This is a genomic window from Mammaliicoccus sp. P-M59 (genome assembly GCF_022386135.1).
GTDB classification, from domain to species: domain Bacteria; phylum Bacillota; class Bacilli; order Staphylococcales; family Staphylococcaceae; genus Mammaliicoccus; species Mammaliicoccus sciuri_A.
Genome location: NZ_JAJNJJ010000001.1, coordinates 812775 through 832549, shown reverse-complemented (window position 1 = coordinate 832549; position 19775 = coordinate 812775). Strand labels below are relative to the sequence as shown.

Here is a 19775-nt window from a genome sequence, read left to right as displayed (position 1 = left end):
TATAAGGAAAGAATAACATGTCTCGTTTTTCATTTCCTTACTAAATGATATATTATCGTAATATTTTCACATTTACATCGACCTTTAGACCGATTTCCTAACTTAAGTAGTGTAAACAGTGTCTTTTAGGGTGTTTTTAGGGATGATATCACTTAAATAATATTGATCAAGCGTACGTAAGTACTCCATTAAAGCATGATTGAGTGCACCTTTTAATCCACAATTTAATGCTATTGGACAAGTGTTTGTTTCCATATTAAAGCATTCAACTAATTCAAAATGATCTTCAGTTTGTCTAACAAGTTTACCTATATTAATGTCACTGGGGGACTGATTGAGGATTATGCCACCATTTCTTCCTCTTATAGATTTTAAGTATCCTAACTTAACAAGTTGATGTACGACTTTTGTTAAATGATTTTTTGATATGCCATAAAAGTTTGAAATCTCTTCTATTTGAGATTGTTTATTTTGTTGGGCTAAATACATGAGGACACGTAAAGAATAATCCGTGTATTGGGTGAGCTTCATAAAGTTCAACCTCCTTATAATATATTAATTATACTTAATATGAAGGTTAAAAAACAATCAATCAATATATGTATTTTTAAAAGAGTGACAACTTTGTAAACTTTTTGCAAACTGTATTGAAAAACATTGTGAAATTATTTACAATTAAACATGTATTTAAAATATATCTTTTAGAGGGGGACTTCTGATGTTATCAGAACAAACTAAAGAAATCGTAAAACAAACAGTACCAGTATTAGAACAATACGGAAATGAAATTACAAAAGTCTTTTATCAAAGAATGTTTGAAGCTCATCCAGAATTATTGAACATATTTAATAAATCTAATCAAAAACAAGGTAAACAACAGACAGCTTTAGCACAAACAGTTTTAGCAGCAGCTAAACATATCGATCATTTAGAAGCAATCGTTCCTAACGTAAATCAAATTGCACATAAACACCGTGCATTACAAGTTAAAGAGGAACATTATCCAATTGTTGGTGAATTCTTATTAAAAGCAATTAAAGAAGTTCTAGGCGATGCAGCTACAGATGATATTATGAATGCTTGGGAAGAAGCATATGGTGAAATCGCAGGCGTATTTATCCAAATGGAAAAAGCAATGTACGAAGCAGCAGCTTGGGACGACTTTAAATCATTTAAAATTACAAATATTGAAGATCAAGGTACTTCAATGAAATCATTCGAAGTTGAACCAGTAGATAACATTAAAATTCCTGAACTTGTTGCAGGCCAATATATCACTGTACGTATTAAACCAACAAACGATGATAATTTAGCATTAAGACATTACTCAATTTACTCTGTAAAAAATGACGGTAAATTAAGATTTGCTGTAAAACGTGAAGGAGAAGGCGAGAAAAAAGGTCTAGTATCTCATGATTTACATGATAAGTATTCAGTTGGAGATACAATTGAACTTTCAGCTCCAGCAGGTGATTTCAAAGTAGAATCAGATAAAGATAAAAAATTATTACTATTATCTTCTGGTGCAGGTGTTACACCAATGCTAGCTATGTTAGAAGATGAAGCATATAAAGGTAGAAATGTTCATTTCGTACATGTAAATGAAGCAGAAAAAGACGTACCATTTAAAGAAGAAGTAGACGCATTAAACGCAATGAACGAAAATGTAGAAGTTACTTATCATTTAAAAGAAAAAGACGGATATTTAACAAGCAATGAATTAAGCAATTGGATTAATGAAGACGTCGACATCTATTTATGTGGTGGTATCACATTTATGGATACAATATTTGATGAGTTAGAAAAATTAAATATTGGTCAAGCAGATGTTCACTTCGAACCATTTGGTCCAAAAATGAGTATTACAAACGTATAATATTAGTATTCGAAACACCATCCCATTATGATCAGCATAGTGGGGTGGTGTTTTTTTGAATTGTTAGGGACAGAATTTGGAGAAATGTCCGTAAGAGGCGTTGTTAGGGACAGAATTCCGAGAAATGTCCGTAAGAGGCGTTGTTAGGGACAGAATTCTGAGAAATGTCCGTAAGAGACGTCGTTAGGGACAGAATTTGGAGAAATGTCCGTAAGAGGTGCTGTTAGGGACAGAATTCCGAGAAATGTCCGTAAGAGGCGTTGTTAGGGACAGAATTCTGAGAAATGTTCGTAAGAGGTGTCGTTAGGGACAGAATTTGGAGAAATGTCTCTAAAAGAGCGCCCACCTAATTACGAGAATTCAGAATAATGGAAGTTAACGAGTTCTAATTACCAGAATTCGAAATAATGGAAGTTACAGCATTCTAACTACCAGAATTCAGAATAATGGAAGTTACAGCATTCTAATTACCACAATTCAGAATAATGGAAGTTAGCGGATTCTAATTACCACAAGTCGAAATAATGATAGTTAGCACATTCCATCTACCACAATAAATAAAAGCGGAACCGTCATCGGGTTCCGCTTTTTCTATATTATAATTTTATTCAAGTCCGTTTTTCCATTTTTCAGCTAATAATGTATTGTTCAATACCATAGTGATTGTTAATGGACCGACGCCGCCTGGTACTGGTGTGATTGCGCTAGCTACTTCTTTAACGGCTTCGAAATCGACGTCACCTTTTAATTTACCATTCTCATCTGGTGTGTTTCCGACATCGATAATAACTGCTCCTGGTTTTACTAAGTCTTTTGTAACGAGGTGTACGCGTCCGACTGCACTTACGATTACATCTGCTTGTTTTAAGACTTCTTCTGTATTTGTTGATTTTGAGTGTAATAACGTAACAGTTGCATCTTGATCTGTTAATAACTTACTAACTGGTTGACCAACAATATGACTTCTACCGATTACAGCTACGTTTTTTCCTTTTAAGTCAATATCTGCATGTTTGAGAATTTCCATTATACCTAGTGGGGTACATGGGATAAATGTTCTTTCTCCAGTATATAATCTACCAATATTTATAGGATTAAATCCATCTACATCTTTGTCAGGATTGATTGCTTCTAATACTTTTGCTTCAGAAACTTGTTTTGGAAGTGGAACTTGGACTAATATACCACTTACTGAATCGTCATTATTTAATCTATCGAGTTCAGATAATACTTCTTCTTCAGTAGATGATTCATCCATATGTACAATTTCAGAAATCATACCAATCTTTTCAGCTGCTTTTTTCTTAGAATTAACATAACTTTGACTCGCGCCATCATTACCAACGAGTATGACCGTTAATTTAGGTACGATGTTATGTTCTTTTAACTTTTCTACTTCTGCCTGAAGACCTGCTCTGTAAGTCTTCGCTATTTCTCTACCGTCTAATATCTTAGCTACCATGAAAATTGCCTCCTATTAATAATCGAACTATATTGATTGATACAATGAAAATTATGCCCTTAATACGAACATAAATCAAACTTTTTTGTAAAAAATATATAAAATGTTCGTTTTTTCATTGAAAATAGCATGATCAATTGTTATGCTATATCTGTAATATACACAGAAAAGATTAAATATTTCAACTATTTGAAAGGGTGACCTACATGAAAGTGGCAGTAATAATGGGTAGTTCTTCAGATTGGCCAATCATGAAAGAAGCATGCGATATGCTTGAATATTTTAATATTCAATATGAGAAAAAGGTCGTTTCTGCACATCGAACACCATTAGAAATGGTTGACTTTGCTAAAAATGCTACCGATCATAATATAGATATTATTATTGCTGGAGCAGGTGGAGCAGCACATTTGCCAGGAATGGTAGCTTCATTAACAACAGTTCCAGTAATTGGTGTACCTATTGAATCGAAAAGCTTAAAAGGTATGGATTCATTGTTGTCGATTGTACAAATGCCTGGTGGGATACCGGTTGCGACAACCGCAATAGGAAAAGCCGGATCTAAAAATGCTGGTATATTAGCAGCAAGAATGATCGGTATGACAGATGAAAATGTAAGAAAACAACTCGTTAATTATGAAAAAAGTTTAGTCGATAAAGTGGAGGAAATGCAAAATGACTTATTATAACCTAGAATCAGGTGACATGATAGGTATTGTCGGTGGAGGTCAATTAGGTAAAATGATGGCTCAATCTGCTCAAAGAATGGGATTTCAAGTTGCCGTTTTAGACCCTGACGAAGATTGCCCTGCAAGATTTGTAGCACACCAATTTATAAACGCTGAATTTTCGGATATAGATGCACTCAATCAGCTTGGTGACATCTCTAAAGTTGTAACTTATGAATTTGAAAATATAGATGCACAACAGTTAGAAAAACTTTCCAATCAATTTAATATTCCTCAAGGGAGCCAAACAGTTGCTTTATTACAAGATCGCTTAACTGAAAAACAAACATTAGAAAGCGCAAATGTTCAAATTGTACCTTTTATGGAAGTTAAGTCAACAGAAGACTTGAATGAAGCTATAGAAACAATTGGCTATCCATTTATTATAAAGACACGCTTTGGTGGATATGACGGTAAAGGTCAGCTTGTCATTCAATCTAAAGAAGATTTAGATGAAGCTAAGAAATTAATTACTGATACACCTTGCGTAGTTGAAAAATATCTCCCTCTATTTAAAGAAGTATCCATAACAGCTACACGTGATATATATGATCATACAGTTTATTTTCCATTACAAGAAAATGAACATAGAAACCAAATTTTATATAAGACAGTTGTTCCAGCTAGAGTAGATTTAGAAGCACAAGCTATACAAGAAGTTCAAAAAATTATGACGAAGCTACACTTTGTAGGAACGTTTACAGTTGAATTTTTTGTGACTGAAGATCATCAACTTTATGTGAATGAAATTGCACCAAGACCACATAATTCAGGACATTACTCTATCGAAGCATGTGATTACTCACAATTTGATACACATATACTTGCTGTTGCAGGATGGCATTTACCGAAAAAGATTACTTTATTACAACCAGCAATCATGATGAATTTGCTAGGACAAGATGTGTTGAATTTACAAGAAGTTTTTAGTGAGCATCCTGAATGGCACGTTCATATTTACGGTAAAAAGGTCAATAAAGTAAACCGTAAAATGGGACATATTACGAAATTATCAACAGATTTAAATAAAGATGAAAACCAATTTAATCAATTATTTGAAGGGCGGAACGATTAATATGTCATTACTTTATGAAGGCAAAGCTAAAAGAGTATTCAACACAGATCAAGAAGGTATTTTGAGAATCGAATATAAAGATGAAGTGACTGCTGGAAATGGTGCTAAAAAAGATAAAATGCTTGGAAAAGGGCGTTTAAACAATTTAATTACAGCAAAAATATTTGGAATATTGCGACAAAAAGGTGTTGAGAGCCACTTTGTTGAACAAATTTCTGAAACAGAACAACTTGTTAAAGCTGTAGAAATTTTCCCATTAGAAGTTGTCGTAAGAAATGTTGCTGCAGGTTCAATTTGTAAACGATTAGGTTTTGAAAAGGGACATGAATTTAAAGAACCTTTATTAGAACTATTCTATAAGAAAGATGAGTTAAATGATCCACTTATCACGGATGATCACGTGTCATTATTGAATATTGCTTCATCAGAAGAATTATCAACCATTAAAAAAGAAGCGTTAAAAGTAAATAAAGTATTAAGTGAAATTATGGATGACATGAATTTAATACTCGTAGATTACAAAATCGAATTTGGCATAACATCTGATGGTGAAATCTTATTAGCGGATGAAATTTCTCCAGATACATGCAGAATTTGGGACAAAGAAACAAAAGAAAACTTTGATAAAGATGTATATAGAGAAGATACAGGCTCATTAATTGATACTTATGAAACTTTCTACAAAAAATTGGAGGAACTATAAAATGAAAAAGATTGAATTGCATATTACGTTACAAGGTCAAGTATTAGATACACAAGGACAAGCTTTAAATAGAGCGGTACACGATTTAGGCTATGAACAAGTCAATGATATAAGAGTTGGTAAAGTTATTTACATGACTGTTGACGAAACAGATGAAAATTCAATCAAGAATATCGTTAATACTTTAAGTGAGAAGCTATTTGCCAACACGGTTATCGAAGAATATAGTTTTAAAATCTTAGAAGATAAGGAGAACGCATAATGAAATTAGCTGTATTAGTATTTCCAGGATCTAATTGCGATCGTGATATGTATAATGCTGCTAAACGTTCAGGTGTCGAAGCGGCATATGTAGATTATAGAGAAACTTCTCTTGAAGGTTTTGATGGTGTGTTAATACCTGGAGGTTTCTCATTTGGTGATTATTTAAGATCAGGTGCAATGGCACGCGTAGCACCAATTATTAGTGAAGTAAAAAGGCTTGCAAGTGAAGGTAAACCAGTACTTGGCGTATGTAATGGATTCCAAATCTTAACAGAGGTTGGTTTGTTACCAGGTGCACTGTTACATAACGACAGTCATTTATTTGTAAGTAGAAATGAATCGTTAACAATCGTAAATAACGAAACGAAATTCACACATCAGTATGATAAAGATGAAACTGTCATTTATCCTGTTGCGCATGGTGAAGGTCACTATTATTGTACAGATGAATTATATGAAGAACTTGTGAATCATAATCAAATTATTTTAACTTACAATGATAATCCTAATGGTTCATACAAAGATATAGCTGGTATTACGAATAAAGTAGGAAATGTTTGTGGGATGATGCCTCATCCAGAACGTGCTATGGAAACATTACTTGGTTCAGATAGTGGCGTTAAATTATTTCAATCTATGATCGAAAGTTGGAGGGAACAACATGTCTAAGTTTTTAGAACCTAGTATAGAAGAAATTGAAAAAGAATATTTATATAGAGATATGGGTTTAACGGACGAAGAATATCAAAAAGTCGTAAGCATTTTAGGACGCAAACCGAACTTTACTGAAATAGGTATATTCTCGGTAATGTGGAGTGAACATTGCTCATATAAACATTCTAAACCATTTTTAAAACAATTCCCTACTTCTGGAGAACATGTATTAATGGGTCCAGGTGAAGGTGCTGGTGTTGTAGATATAGGTGATAATCAAGCAGTCGTGTTTAAAGTAGAATCTCATAACCATCCTTCAGCAATTGAACCTTATCAAGGTGCTGCTACAGGTGTTGGTGGTATTATCCGCGATATCGTATCAATCGGAGCAAGACCTATTTCATTATTAAATAGTTTAAGATTTGGAGAGTTATCTAATAAGACAAACCGTAGATTGTTTAGTGGAGTCGTAAAAGGTATCGGTGGTTATGGAAACTGTATCGGTATACCGACAGTAGCTGGTGAGATTGAATTTGATGAAAGATATGATGGTAATCCACTTGTTAATGCGATGTGTGTTGGCATTATAGATCATGACAAAATTCAAAAAGGTACTGCTAAAGGTATCGGAAACCCAGTTATCTACGTTGGATTAAAAACGGGTAGAGACGGTATTCACGGTGCAACATTTGCATCTGAAGAACTAAGTGAAGCATCTGAAAGTAAGAGACCATCAGTACAAATTGGAGATCCATTTGTAGGTAAAAAATTAATGGAAGCAACTTTAGAAGCAATTACTTATCCTGAATTAGTAGGTATTCAAGATATGGGTGCAGCAGGATTAACGTCATCTTCTTCTGAAATGGCAGCTAAAGGTGAAAGTGGTATTCATTTGCACTTAGAGAAAGTACCGACAAGAGAAGAAGGTATCTCACCATATGAAATGATGCTTTCAGAAACACAAGAACGTATGTTATTAGTAGTTGAAAAAGGTACAGAACAAAAATTCTTAGATTTATTTGATCATCATGAATTAGATTCTGCTGTTATAGGTGAAGTTACAGATACAAATAGATTTGTTTTATCTTATGAAGATGAAATATACGCTGATATTCCTGTAGAACCTTTAGCTGATGAAGCACCCGTATATATTCTAGAAGGTGAAGCAAAAGAATTTAAGCACAATGATAATCAATATGATGAAATCAATGTAGAAGAAGTATTCCAAAAACTAATTAATCATCCAACAATTGCATCTAAGCATTACGCATATGACCAATATGATCAACAAGTTGGTGCCAATACAATTATCAAGCCAGGTATTAGTGCTGGAGTAGTTAGAGTGGAAGGTACAAATAAAGCGATAGCTTCTACTATAGATGGAGAAGCGAGATATGTTTTTAACAATCCATATGAAGGTGGAAAAATGGTTGTTGCAGAAGCGTATAGAAATTTAATTTCTGTAGGTGCTAAACCATTAGCAATGACAGATTGCTTAAATTATGGTTCTCCTGAGAAGAAAGATATATACCAACAACTTGCAGATTCTACTAAAGGAATGGCTGAAGCTTGTGAAGCTTTAAATACACCTGTCGTATCAGGAAATGTTTCTTTATACAATGAAACAAAAGGGACTTCAATTTTCCCTACACCTGTAGTCGGTATGGTTGGTTTAATTGAAGATGTGACGTATTTAAATGATTATCAACCAAAAGTAAATGATCGTGTATTTGTAGTTGGAGAAACAAAAGATGACTTTGGTGGTAGTCAGATTGAAAAGTTATTATTTAAAGAAGTTAATCATGAACCAAGTTCAATTGATTTATCAGCAGAAGTAAAACGTGGAGAACAAATTAAAGATGCTATACGTTCAGGCAATATTTCACATACACAAGCTGTTGGTAAAGGTGGTCTTGCTATTGGACTTGCAAAAATAGCTACACACTTTAACTTAGGATTAGATGTGACGTTACCAGTAACAAATGCTCAATTATTTAGTGAAACTCAAGGTAGATATATTGTTGTCGTTAAAGAAGGACAATCTATAGATATTGATGATGCCGTTGAAATAGGTCGCGTTACTGATAATGCTCAATTTACGATTAAAAATGATGCTGCTCAAATTAAATACAATGTATCTGATTTGAATGAGCAATTGAAAGGGGCAATAGCTCAATGCATGAAATCAAGAGTTTAAATGAAGAATGCGGCGTATTTGGTATATGGAATCATCCAGAATCTGCACAACTCACATACATGGGGCTTCATAGTTTACAACATAGAGGTCAAGAAGGTGCAGGAATTGTAACTTCAAATGGTTTCGAGTTAAAAGGTGAAAGAGGATTAGGTTTATTATCTGATGCGATTACAGATGTACAATTAGAAGGTTTTAAAGGGAATCAACATGCGATAGGTCATGTAAGATATGCAACTTCTGGTAATAAAGGAATTGAAAATATTCAACCTTTTTTATATCACTTTTATGATATGAGTGTTGGTGTTTGTCACAATGGTAACTTAGTCAATGCACAAAGCTTAAGAAAAGAATTAGAACAAGAAGGCGCCATTTTCCATTCTTCTTCTGATACTGAAGTGATTATGCATCTTATAAGAAGAAGTAAAGCGCCTACTTTCGAAGAAGCATTGAAGGAAAGTTTGAATACAGTTAAAGGTGGTTTCACATTTGCTTTATTAACAAAAGATGCACTATATGGCGCTGTTGACCCAAATGCAATAAGACCTTTAGCTGTTGGGAGAATGAAGACGGGTGCTTATATCATTGCTAGTGAGACATGTGCAATTGATGTACTCGGCGCAGAATTTGTGAGAGATATTCATGCAGGTGAGTATATCGTTATAAATGATGAAGGTATAAGAGTTGAATCATACACAACGGAAACAACGACTGCAATTTCAGCGATGGAGTATATTTACTTTGCAAGACCAGACTCTACAATTGCTGGTAAGAATGTTCATGCAGTTCGTAAAGCATCTGGGAAAAAATTAGCTCAAGAAAGTCCCGCTTTAAATGCTGATATGGTAATCGGCGTACCGAACTCATCACTTTCAGCAGCATCTGGTTTTGCAGAAGAGAGTCATTTACCTTATGAAATGGGTCTTGTAAAAAATCAATATGTTGCAAGAACATTTATCCAACCGACACAAGAATTACGAGAACAAGGTGTACGCGTGAAATTATCAGCTGTAAAAGATATCGTACATGGTAAAAATATTGTGCTTGTTGATGATTCTATTGTGAGAGGGACAACAAGTAAACGTATCGTCAGAATGTTAAAAGACGCTGGAGCAAATGAAGTTCACGTACGTATCGCATCACCAGAATTCATGTTTCCAAGTTTCTATGGTATCGATGTGTCGACATCTGCTGAACTGATTTCTGCACATAAATCACCTGAAGAAATTAGAGATTATATCGGTGCAGATTCACTTGCATATTTATCAGTTGATGGCTTAATACGATCAATAGGGTTAGATAAAGACGTACCTTATCACGGATTATGTGTAGAAAGCTTTACTGGTGACTATCCAGCAGGTCTTTATGACTATGAAGAAAGATATTATCAAAACTTAAGTCCACGTCAAAAATCTTATTTAGCTAGTAATAAACAATACTTTGATAAAGAGGGTAATCTTAATGTCGAAAGCATATAAAGCATCTGGTGTAGATATTGAAGCTGGTTATGAAGCGGTCAATAGAATGAAGTCACATGTTCAAAGCACAATGAGAAAGGAAGTTCTAGGCGGTTTAGGTGGCTTTGGTGCTGCATTTGATCTGTCACAATTAAATATGAAGAAACCAGTACTTGTTTCTGGAACAGATGGTGTTGGTACAAAGCTTAAACTCGCAATTGATTATAACAAACATGACACAATCGGTATCGATGCCGTTGCGATGTGTGTGAATGATATTTTAACGACTGGCGCAGAACCTTTGTATTTCCTTGATTATATTGCGACGAATAAAGTAAATCCTGAGACAATTGAAGCGATTGTTTCAGGTGTATCTGTCGGTTGTAAAGAAACGAACTGTGCATTAATTGGTGGAGAAACTGCTGAAATGGGCGAAATGTACCATGAAGGAGAATATGATATTGCTGGATTTTGTGTTGGTGCTGTTGAAAAAGATGACTATATTGACGGCAGTGAAGTTAATGAAGGTGACGTTATAATTGGTATTACATCAAGCGGTATTCATTCAAACGGCTACAGTTTAGTTAGAAATTTAATTAAAGAAAGTCAAATTAACTTAAATGATGCATTTGATGAAGAAAGAACGTATTTAGAAACATTTCTTGAACCAACAAAACTATATGTTAAACCTGTTCTTGCCGTATTAGATAAAGTAAAAGTTAAAGGTATGTCTCATATTACTGGTGGAGGATTTATTGAAAACATTCCAAGAGCGATTCCAGAAAATAAAGATGCACATATCGATGTTCAATCTTATGAAGTACCAAAAATATTCCATTGGTTAAAAGAGCAAGGAAAGATTGAAGCAGAGGAAATGTATAATGTGTTTAATATGGGCATTGGCTTTGTACTTATCGTTAATAAAGAAGATGCACAAGAAACATTAGATATCTTGAAAGAACAAAATGAAGAAGCATATATAATAGGTGAAATTTCAAATGGAACAGGTCAGGTCAAATTGACGGGGGTTCAATCATGATTAAAATAGCAGTATTTGCATCAGGAAATGGATCAAATTTTGAGAAAATAATGGAAAATATCGAAGCAGGTTATTTAGACCATATAGAAGTAACAGCATTGTATACAGATAACCCTAATGCCTTTTGTATAGAAAGAGCAAGACGATTTAATTTACCAGTTTATATCATTGATCCAAGAACTTACGATAGTAAAAAAGAATATGAAGAAGCTCTACTCACGAGATTATCTCAAGATCGTGTAAGTTGGGTTATTCTCGCAGGATATATGAAAATTGTTGGTCCTACATTATTAAAACAATATGAAGGTAAAATGTTGAATATTCACCCTTCAATATTACCGAGTTTTCCTGGAAAGGACGCTGTAGGGCAAGCATTAGATTACGGCGTACGTGTTACAGGAGCAACTGTTCATTACGTTGATAGCGGTATGGATACTGGCAAAATTATAGACCAATTAAGCTGTAAAGTATATCCAGATGATACGAGAGAGACATTACAATTAAGAATACAGAACTTAGAATACGAATTATATCCACGTGTTATGAAAGAAATTATTCAATAAAGGAGTCTTTACAAAATGAAGAATGCAATATTAAGTGTGTCAGACAAAACAAATATAGAAGATTTCGCAAGCAAATTAATAGAAAATGATTATAAAATCTTTTCAACTGGTGGTACTAAAAAGGCACTTGTAAATGCTGGGATTGAAGTATATTCAGTTTCAGAGTTAACAAACTTTCCAGAAATAATGGATGGAAGAGTCAAAACTTTACATCCAGGTGTACATGGAGGGATTCTTGCAAATCGTTCTATTCCTGAACATTTAACAGCATTGAAAGAACAAGACATCGATTTAATTGACTTAGTAGTCGTAAATTTATATCCATTTAAAGAGACTGTTAAGAAAGAAGATGTAACGGAAGATGAAGCAATTGAAAACATCGATATCGGTGGACCAACTATGTTACGAGCAGCAGCTAAGAACTTCAAATTTGTTACAACAGTTGTAGATCCTTCTGATTATAATGAAGTTATTGAACGTATTGCTTCTGACAAATTAGATGAAGGTTATCGTAAATCACTAATGGTAAAAGTATTTAAACATACAAATGATTATGATAATGCGATTGTTGAATTCTTTGGAAATACATCAGAAACATTAAGATATGGAGAAAACCCTCAACAAAATGCTACTTTTGTAAAGACTTCAAACGAACCGAATACATTAGCTGGCGCTAAACAATTACATGGTAAAGCTTTAAGCTTTAATAACATTAAAGATGCCGATGCAACGTTATCACTTATTAAAAAGTTTGAACAACCTGCAGCTGTTGCAGTGAAACATATGAACCCATGTGGAGTTGGTGTAGGCGCAACTATTGAAGAAGCATACGATTATGCATATGAAGCGGATTCTCAATCTATATTTGGTGGTATTGTCGCTTTAAATAGACATGTTACAAAGGAATTAGCGGAGAAATTACATTCTATTTTCTTGGAAGTTATTATTGCACCAAGCTATGAAGCCGATGCGTTGGAAGTCCTAACAGCGAAGAAGAATATTAGATTACTAGAAATTGATATGACAGAAACGCAAGATGAACAAGAATTTGTATCAGTTTCAGGTGGATACTTAGTTCAAGATAAAGATAATGCAACATTAACGCGCGAAGAAATGAAAGTCGTTACAGATGTTGAACCAACTGAAGCACAATGGAAAGCTTTAGAACTAGGATGGAAAGTTGTCCGCTCAGTTAAAAGTAATGCCATTATACTTGCGAACGATCACCAAACTGTTGGTGTTGGAGCTGGACAAATGAATAGAGTTGGTTCTGCAAAAATAGCAATTGATCGTGCAATCGAAATGAATGAAAATGTAGCCTTAGCGTCTGATGGATTTTTCCCAATGGGTGACACTGTAGAAACAGCTGCTAAAGCAGGTATTAAAACAATTATCCAACCAGGTGGATCTATTAAAGATCAGGATTCAATAGATATGGCAAATAAATATGGCATCAGTATGGTATTTACTGGTATGAGACACTTTAAACATTAGGAGGTCAATATGAAAGTACTTGTTATAGGATCAGGTGGAAGAGAACATGCGTTAGCTCAAAAATGTCAATCGTCTAAATTAGTAAATGAAGTCTTTGTCATTCCGGGTAATGATGCAATGGAAGAAGTTGCGACAATTATATCGGATGTTCAAGAAAATGACCATTTAGCTATAAAATCTTTTGTAGAAGAAAACAATATTGAATGGGTAATAATTGGACCTGAACAACCTTTAATAGATGGATTAACAGATGCATTAGAGGAAACAAATGCTAAAGTCTTCGGACCTAATAAAGAAGCAGCACAATTAGAAGGTTCTAAAGAATTTGCGAAAAAAATTATGGAAAAGTATGATATTCCAACTGCAGAATATAAGACAATCACAACAAAAGAAGAAGCAATCAATTATGTTGAGCAGTGTAAAATACCTATTGTACTTAAAAAAGATGGACTTGCAGCTGGAAAAGGTGTAATCGTTGCTTTAACACGTGAAGAAGCAAGAGAAGGCGTAGAAACTTTATATCAAACACCTCATGAGAAAGTCGTATTTGAAGAGTTTCTTGATGGAGAAGAATATTCAGTTATGACATTTGTAAATCAATCATATGCAGTTCCATTTGATTGTATCGCCCAAGATCATAAACGTGCATTCGATGGTGATAAAGGGCCGAATACTGGTGGTATGGGTGCATACTGTCCAGTACCTCATATTACGGACGATGTATTGGAAGAAACGAATCAAAAAATCGCACAACCTATTGCGGATGCTTTAGTGAGTGAAGGGATTAACTATTTTGGTTTGATTTATATTGGCGCAATTTTAACAAAAGAAGGACCAAAAGTAATTGAATTTAATGCAAGATTCGGTGATCCAGAGGCACAAGTATTATTGACTAAATTAGATTCTGATTTTATTGAAATATTAAACAAGGTGTATCATAAAGAACCTTTAACATTAGAATGGAAAGATGAAAGTGTAGTAGGTGTCGTATTAGCATCTAAAGGATATCCAGGTAGCTATGATAAAGGATATTCAGTTGAAGGTTTAGAGCATGTAGATCAATATTTTGTGAGTGCTTTGAAGAAAAATTCAGAAGGCAAGTATGAAAATAACGGTGGACGTGTCATGATCGTTATCGGTACAGGTGACAATATTGAAGCGGCTCAAAAAAATGCATATGAACAAGTCAAACACATTAAAAGTGAACAACTATTCTATAGAAATGATATTGGACATAAAGCATTAAAAGCATATAAATCATAATTAAAGGCTGAGACAACAAAGTTTGTCTCAGCCTTTTCATTGCGCTATATTTCATTCTTTTAGGGAAAGGTATGGTCAAATATAACGCAATGTTATCGAATATCTGAAATGTGTGTTATAGGTAAATAAACATTTAATAAATATGCGACAGCAACGAGTGCAATCGTCAATAAGATGAAATATAAATCATTTTTAGTGAAAGGTACTTTATAATAGAAAGTTCTTTTGCCGTTTGTGAATCCTTTTGCTTCCATCGCAACAGCTAACCTATGAGATTTTCTTATACTTTGACTTAATGTTGGAATGAGTAAATGGTGTATCCATTTTAAGCCTTTACGATTGCTTTTATCTATAACTGCATAACGCATCTTTAAAGCTTGTCTTAACTGCATAAAAGAACTAAACATAAGCGGTATCATGCGTATAGAAGCCATGAAAGCATATGCGATTTTAGGTTTTACTTTTAAATGTTGCATGAAACTATAAAACACATAAATGATTTGTGAAGTAAATGGTATAACCATGCCGTAAAATGAAATGACAAGTGTACGCATGGTTACGTGAATACCTCTCAAAAAGCTTTCTTCAGTAATATGAATAATACCAAACTTGAAAATTGTTTCATTTCCTTCACCATAAAAAATCATAAATAGGGAAGAAGTGAGTCCGAAAAATAAAGTGATAGCAATGACGATTAATAGTGGTAACCATCTCACGCCACTCATAAAGATTAGATAAAGAAACATAATAATCGTTAAATAAAGCATGAAATCAAATTGATGAATAAATATCGCATAGAAAAATAGAGTGATACCTAATATAAGTTTCGTTAGAATATTCACATCATCAATAAATGTAGAGTATTTCTTCCAATTAGTTAACATGAGATTCACCACCGCTTACATGTAATTGCTCGTCTTTGATCGTCAATCTTCTAGTAGCATAACGATTAATAATCTCATTTTCGTGCGTAATCATTAAGATAGTTTGACCATGTTGAACGCGTTCATGAAATAATTTGATGAGTTCAAAGGTATTGTGACTGTCTAAACCAAATGTTGGCTCATCAAGTAAAATAATTTCAGAATTCGTACTTAATGCAGTTGCGACACTTAATCTTTTTTTCTGTCCTATTGATAACTCGAAAGGGTGTTGGTCTTTCACATGATTGAGTTTTAATAGCGTCAACATGTCTTGGGTCTTGTCATGAGCTGTTTGTTTATCTTGATATGCATAATTGATAAATATTTCGTTATATACGGATGTTTCAATGAATTGTAATTCCGGATTTTGATATACGAAATACATATGTTTAGAAGCATCTTTTACTTTTTTGATCTGTTTATTTTTGTAAAATATTTGACCATTATATTTAATGAGCTGCATCATCGTTTCTAAAAATGTTGTCTTACCTGTTCCATTTGGTCCAGTGATTGTAAGCCACTCGCCACTTGAAATCGTCAATTCATCTATAGTAAATAGTTTTTTGGAGCCACGCAGCACATTTAACTGCTCTATATTTAACAATGGATTGTGCTCAGCAGTCTGGTTAGACAATTTTGGGGCATATTGCCATGAGTTAGGGTGCCAAACACCGTATTCATTTAAAATGTCTGTATGATGATCTAATATATCTTGAGGTGTACTATCATGAGTGATTTCACCATTTTCATTCATTACAATAACTCTATCAACATAATTCCAAATATAATCAACTTTATGTTCTACGATTACAACAGTTTGATTATCCCAATGCTCCATAATCAAATCCCATAGTTGTGTCGTTGATTGATGATCAAGCATTGCTGTCGGTTCATCAAGAAATAACGTATTTGTATCTTGTAATAATATAGAAGCAATCGCTAATTTTTGTTTCATACCACCACTTAAACGATTGATTTTAAGTGAAGGGTCAGCATTTAAATTTACCTGTTTCATGGCATTTTTTATAAATCCGTCCATTTTATCAGGTTCGATGTTCATATTCTCAAGCACAAACGCTAATTCTTCTTTAATCTCAGGCATACAAAATTGCGTATCTGGGTCTTGGAAAATAACACCCGGAAGTGAATCGATATCGATTGAATCTACTTTCATCGGTATGTCCATCGATCTCGGTATAATACCGCTTAATACATTTAATAATGTACTTTTACCAGATCCACTTGGACCTAGTAACAGTACTTTTTCTTTATCATTAATATTGATGTTTAAATTTTTAAATATAATGCGTTCATCATCAGGATACTTTAGTCTTAAATTTTTTAGTGATAACAATTGAATAACTCCTATAATAAGTCATAATCTTTTTTAGATGCTGGTCTGAACAATTTCGTAACACCAGTTTGGTCGAGTGCTTTTACAATTGCATAGCCTAATGCACCAGCAACGATTGCACCACTTAAAATTCTAATCGTAAACATTAAAATAACATTCCATAAAGCAACGTCACCTAAGTAATTATAGAACCAATCAATTGGTAACGTAATAATACCTGCAGCCATACCAGCTATAACAGCAACTGATAATTTTCTAGATTGATATCGAACAGCTAAGAAAATGATTTCACAAGCTAAACCTTGTAATAATGCGTATACAAATGTTGGAATATCGAATTGTCCCATTACAATTGTTTCGCCAGCACCGGCAGCAAATTCAGCAAGAATTGCAACACCAGGCTTTTGAATAATTAAATAAGTGACAATCGCTGCAATAAACCATACACCGTATACAGATTGTTCTAAATGTAGACCGAGTGGTTTTAAAATTTCATAAGGTATCCATAAGAACTTATAAATGATTGCAAACAAAGCACCAATTAATACAGTTACTAAAATATCTGATAACGTTAATCTTTTTGACATGTTAAATTCTCCTTTTAAATAAAAAAATGTGCACTCCTATATCTAAATAGAAGCGCACAAAAATATTGTTATCATTTAAAAATGAATATTATATGATTTACGAACACTTTCCTACGCTAGTATCATCTAGATCAGGTACAAAGGGTTCAGACCTTTTCATGTCTGTCTCAGTTTCAAAACACCCCTAGTGCATTTATTAATTTGTTATCCATACGATAAGTCTTATTAATCTATTTGTCAATAGTAAATCATAAAAATGAAATTAATTTCTTAAATAAATGATTTATAAGTTATTAAAATAAATTCGAAATAAAATCAGGAGCGAAATCGCAATATATCTAAATTTGCGATTTCGCTCCCGAATAGGTAATGAAATTCATTTATTCAAATGTGTCTTGTATATTTTCTTTTGTTTCATCCTGACCTTTGTTGTTGTCTTGCTTATTTTCTTGTTCTTTCTTTTTAGCTTTTTCTGCTTCTTCTTTATGCTTATCATTATGAGTCATAATAACACTCCTTTAAAATGTATGATATTATTATATACCCAACTACATATAAGTATTAAACTTCTTGCTAGTACTTGGGACTGATTTTCAATATAATTAAAGACAATTGAAAATGAAACAATTATAATGTTCAATGAGGTGAAGAACATGGCTATAAAGAAAAAAAGCTGGGAAGTTCATTTTAGTCGAATTATAGGTATATTTCTTTTGATTACTGGATTACTTATACTTTTTAATGCGCCGCGTATTAAAGACTATAATATCAAGGATTCAAGTAATATCCATATCAATAACATTTGGGACTTTTTTGTAGCTTTTTTTGATGAATTAGTAAGAATATTGCACCATTATATTGGTAACTTTCCAGTTATCGCAGCAATTATCGTATTGCTATTTGGTGTGTTTGTATTATTAGTAGGACGTACTTTAAGAAGAACAACGCATTACGATTATGATATTTCTGTATTTTATATCGGACTGACAATTATTTTAATGATTGTTATTATGATGACCATGTTCCAAGTATATAGTTTTGCATCTTTCTTATTTATTATTCCATTTGCTATTCATGTGGGATATGTCGTTTATAAAAATGAGCTTAATCCAATGCATCGAAAGAAACATTACTTATGGATTATCATTTCATATGGATTATGTTATTTCATTTCACAATTTGCAATGAACCATAATATCGATGCTCAAAATGTAAAGCCTATAGACGTTATGAGTGTTAACTTATTCTTCATTCTGTTATGGTGTCTAAGTCAAATGTCAGTTTGGATTAGTTTATATTTAAGAAGATCTTTACCTGTAAGTGATGAAGACATTGAACAATTTCATGAAGAAAGATATTCAAGAGTTAAAAATAACCGCTTAACAAGAAAAATATATACTTTAGCAGAAGGTTTTTACCAAAAATTACAGAATTTCAAACAGGCGACTTTAGAAAAATTCAATTCTGAAGAGGCAATTGCTAAAAGAAAACGCCGTAATGAAAAATGGAAAGAGATTATTAAAATCGAAGAAGACGATATTCCAAGATGGATGAGAAGACCGAAATGGTTAAAGAAAAGCTATATAGAATGGATAAGTACTGTAGTTTTATTCTTATTTACATTTATAGAGTTTAATAACCGAAATGGTTTATTCTTATCAGGTGAATGGAAATTATCTCAAATTCAATACGTTTTTGAATGGTTAACATTATTTATTATGATGTTATTGATTATTTTATATGCATACTTCAATTACACGACAAATTATAAGAATAAAAATAATTTTGGTAAGTTGTTTGTTATTTCAGCATTATTCTTTGAAATTGCAACGACATTCTTTGTATCAGCAATTCAAACGTCACAATTTTCCGTGTTTATCACACCAATTTCATTTTTACTATTATTATTTGTAACACCTGCATTTATCATTCACTTGAAAAAATCATTTTAATATCTTACACGATATAATTAGACACTTTATTGAGCGCTATGCGCTTAATAAAGTGTCTTTTATTTTATAATTTGCACGAGCAATTGCTGTATTTAAAAGTTTGAATATGTAATAAGTAAACTATTTTAATGAATTTATTAAAAAAATGTATTGCGTGGAATAATCTTATCCTTTATACTAACTTTAG

At 33.0% G+C, this 19775-nt stretch carries 19 protein-coding genes and 1 riboswitch; of the genes, 13 read left to right on the top strand and 6 right to left on the bottom strand.

All coding sequences use genetic code 11. The features are described from left to right. Positions 1-102 precede the first annotated feature (102 nt). Positions 103-531 carry an RrF2 family transcriptional regulator gene (locus LQ617_RS04030; protein ID WP_037587372.1) on the bottom strand — a complete coding sequence of 143 codons (429 nt, stop codon included), beginning with the start codon at positions 529-531 and terminating at the stop codon, positions 103-105. A 187-nt stretch (positions 532-718) separates the two neighbouring features. On the opposite strand from LQ617_RS04030, the gene LQ617_RS04025 reads away from it, so the two are divergent. After that, a complete protein-coding gene (locus LQ617_RS04025; protein ID WP_126476990.1) occupies positions 719-1876 on the top strand; it encodes a globin domain-containing protein in 1158 nt (385 codons plus the stop codon). A gap of 604 nt (positions 1877-2480) precedes the next feature. Here the strand turns inward: LQ617_RS04025 and folD are convergent. Further along, positions 2481-3338 carry a bifunctional methylenetetrahydrofolate dehydrogenase/methenyltetrahydrofolate cyclohydrolase FolD gene (gene folD, locus LQ617_RS04020; protein WP_037587375.1) on the bottom strand — a complete coding sequence of 286 codons (858 nt, stop codon included), beginning with the start codon at positions 3336-3338 and terminating at the stop codon, positions 2481-2483. A gap of 206 nt (positions 3339-3544) precedes the next feature. Here folD and purE point away from each other — a divergent pair, with 206 nt between their 5' ends. Genes purE through purD form a run of 11 tightly spaced genes read left to right on the top strand, consistent with a single transcriptional unit; the run spans position 3545 to position 14772 of the window. Next, positions 3545-4027, top strand: coding sequence for a 5-(carboxyamino)imidazole ribonucleotide mutase (gene purE / locus LQ617_RS04015; RefSeq protein ID WP_025905207.1), 483 nt, complete (start codon positions 3545-3547; stop codon positions 4025-4027). Further along, positions 4014-5141, top strand: coding sequence for a 5-(carboxyamino)imidazole ribonucleotide synthase (purK, locus tag LQ617_RS04010; protein ID WP_037587377.1), 1128 nt, complete (start codon positions 4014-4016; stop codon positions 5139-5141). Before purE ends, purK begins: the two co-directional genes overlap by 14 nt. A 1-nt stretch (position 5142) precedes the next feature. Next, on the top strand, positions 5143-5844 hold the full coding sequence (purC, locus tag LQ617_RS04005) for a phosphoribosylaminoimidazolesuccinocarboxamide synthase (RefSeq protein ID WP_159315181.1): 702 nt from the start codon (positions 5143-5145) through the stop codon (positions 5842-5844). 1 nt (position 5845) lies between these two features. Further along, entirely contained in the window at positions 5846-6106 is a 261-nt protein-coding gene (gene purS, locus LQ617_RS04000; RefSeq protein ID WP_025905204.1) for a phosphoribosylformylglycinamidine synthase subunit PurS, read from the top strand. Beyond that, positions 6106-6777 carry a phosphoribosylformylglycinamidine synthase subunit PurQ gene (gene purQ / locus LQ617_RS03995; RefSeq protein ID WP_239739606.1) on the top strand — a complete coding sequence of 224 codons (672 nt, stop codon included), beginning with the start codon at positions 6106-6108 and terminating at the stop codon, positions 6775-6777. The genes purS and purQ overlap by 1 nt, the downstream gene beginning before the upstream one ends. Next, positions 6770-8959 carry a phosphoribosylformylglycinamidine synthase subunit PurL gene (gene purL / locus LQ617_RS03990; protein ID WP_239739605.1) on the top strand — a complete coding sequence of 730 codons (2190 nt, stop codon included), beginning with the start codon at positions 6770-6772 and terminating at the stop codon, positions 8957-8959. Before purQ ends, purL begins: the two co-directional genes overlap by 8 nt. Then, positions 8938-10434, top strand: coding sequence for an amidophosphoribosyltransferase (purF, locus tag LQ617_RS03985; RefSeq protein WP_239739603.1), 1497 nt, complete (start codon positions 8938-8940; stop codon positions 10432-10434). The genes purL and purF overlap by 22 nt, the downstream gene beginning before the upstream one ends. Next, a complete protein-coding gene (gene purM / locus LQ617_RS03980) occupies positions 10418-11452 on the top strand; it encodes a phosphoribosylformylglycinamidine cyclo-ligase (protein ID WP_239739601.1) in 1035 nt (344 codons plus the stop codon). The genes purF and purM overlap by 17 nt, the downstream gene beginning before the upstream one ends. Continuing rightward, the gene (gene purN / locus LQ617_RS03975) at positions 11449-12015 is read left to right on the top strand and encodes a phosphoribosylglycinamide formyltransferase (protein ID WP_239739599.1); all 567 of its coding nucleotides are present in this window, start codon (positions 11449-11451) and stop codon (positions 12013-12015) included. Before purM ends, purN begins: the two co-directional genes overlap by 4 nt. Before the next feature lie 15 nt (positions 12016-12030). Further along, positions 12031-13509, top strand: coding sequence for a bifunctional phosphoribosylaminoimidazolecarboxamide formyltransferase/IMP cyclohydrolase (purH, locus tag LQ617_RS03970; RefSeq protein ID WP_239739598.1), 1479 nt, complete (start codon positions 12031-12033; stop codon positions 13507-13509). Between the two features lie 9 nt (positions 13510-13518). Further along, complete coding sequence (purD, locus tag LQ617_RS03965; protein WP_239739596.1) at positions 13519-14772, top strand: phosphoribosylamine--glycine ligase; 1254 nt, start codon at positions 13519-13521, stop codon at positions 14770-14772. A gap of 92 nt (positions 14773-14864) precedes the next feature. Here purD and LQ617_RS03960 read toward each other — a convergent pair whose 3' ends face one another. From LQ617_RS03960 to LQ617_RS15965, 4 genes are all read right to left on the bottom strand, one after another. Then, the gene (locus LQ617_RS03960) at positions 14865-15656 is read right to left on the bottom strand and encodes an energy-coupling factor transporter transmembrane component T family protein (RefSeq protein WP_206167184.1); all 792 of its coding nucleotides are present in this window, start codon (positions 15654-15656) and stop codon (positions 14865-14867) included. Then, positions 15646-17049 (bottom strand): ABC transporter ATP-binding protein, encoded by a 1404-nt coding sequence (locus LQ617_RS03955; RefSeq protein WP_206167183.1) that lies wholly within the window; start codon positions 17047-17049, stop codon positions 15646-15648. Before LQ617_RS03955 ends, LQ617_RS03960 begins: the two co-directional genes overlap by 11 nt. 11 nt (positions 17050-17060) lie before the next feature. Next, positions 17061-17636 (bottom strand): ECF transporter S component, encoded by a 576-nt coding sequence (locus LQ617_RS03950; RefSeq protein ID WP_025905194.1) that lies wholly within the window; start codon positions 17634-17636, stop codon positions 17061-17063. Between the two features lie 91 nt (positions 17637-17727). Continuing rightward, positions 17728-17832, bottom strand: a riboswitch (TPP riboswitch). A 184-nt stretch (positions 17833-18016) separates the two neighbouring features. Continuing rightward, a complete protein-coding gene (locus LQ617_RS15965) occupies positions 18017-18142 on the bottom strand; it encodes a hypothetical protein (protein ID WP_255201038.1) in 126 nt (41 codons plus the stop codon). A 147-nt stretch (positions 18143-18289) separates the two neighbouring features. On the opposite strand from LQ617_RS15965, the gene auxA reads away from it, so the two are divergent. Further along, positions 18290-19588, top strand: coding sequence for a lipoteichoic acid stability factor AuxA (auxA, locus tag LQ617_RS03945; RefSeq protein WP_037587396.1), 1299 nt, complete (start codon positions 18290-18292; stop codon positions 19586-19588). The last annotated feature ends 187 nt before the right edge of the window (positions 19589-19775 follow it).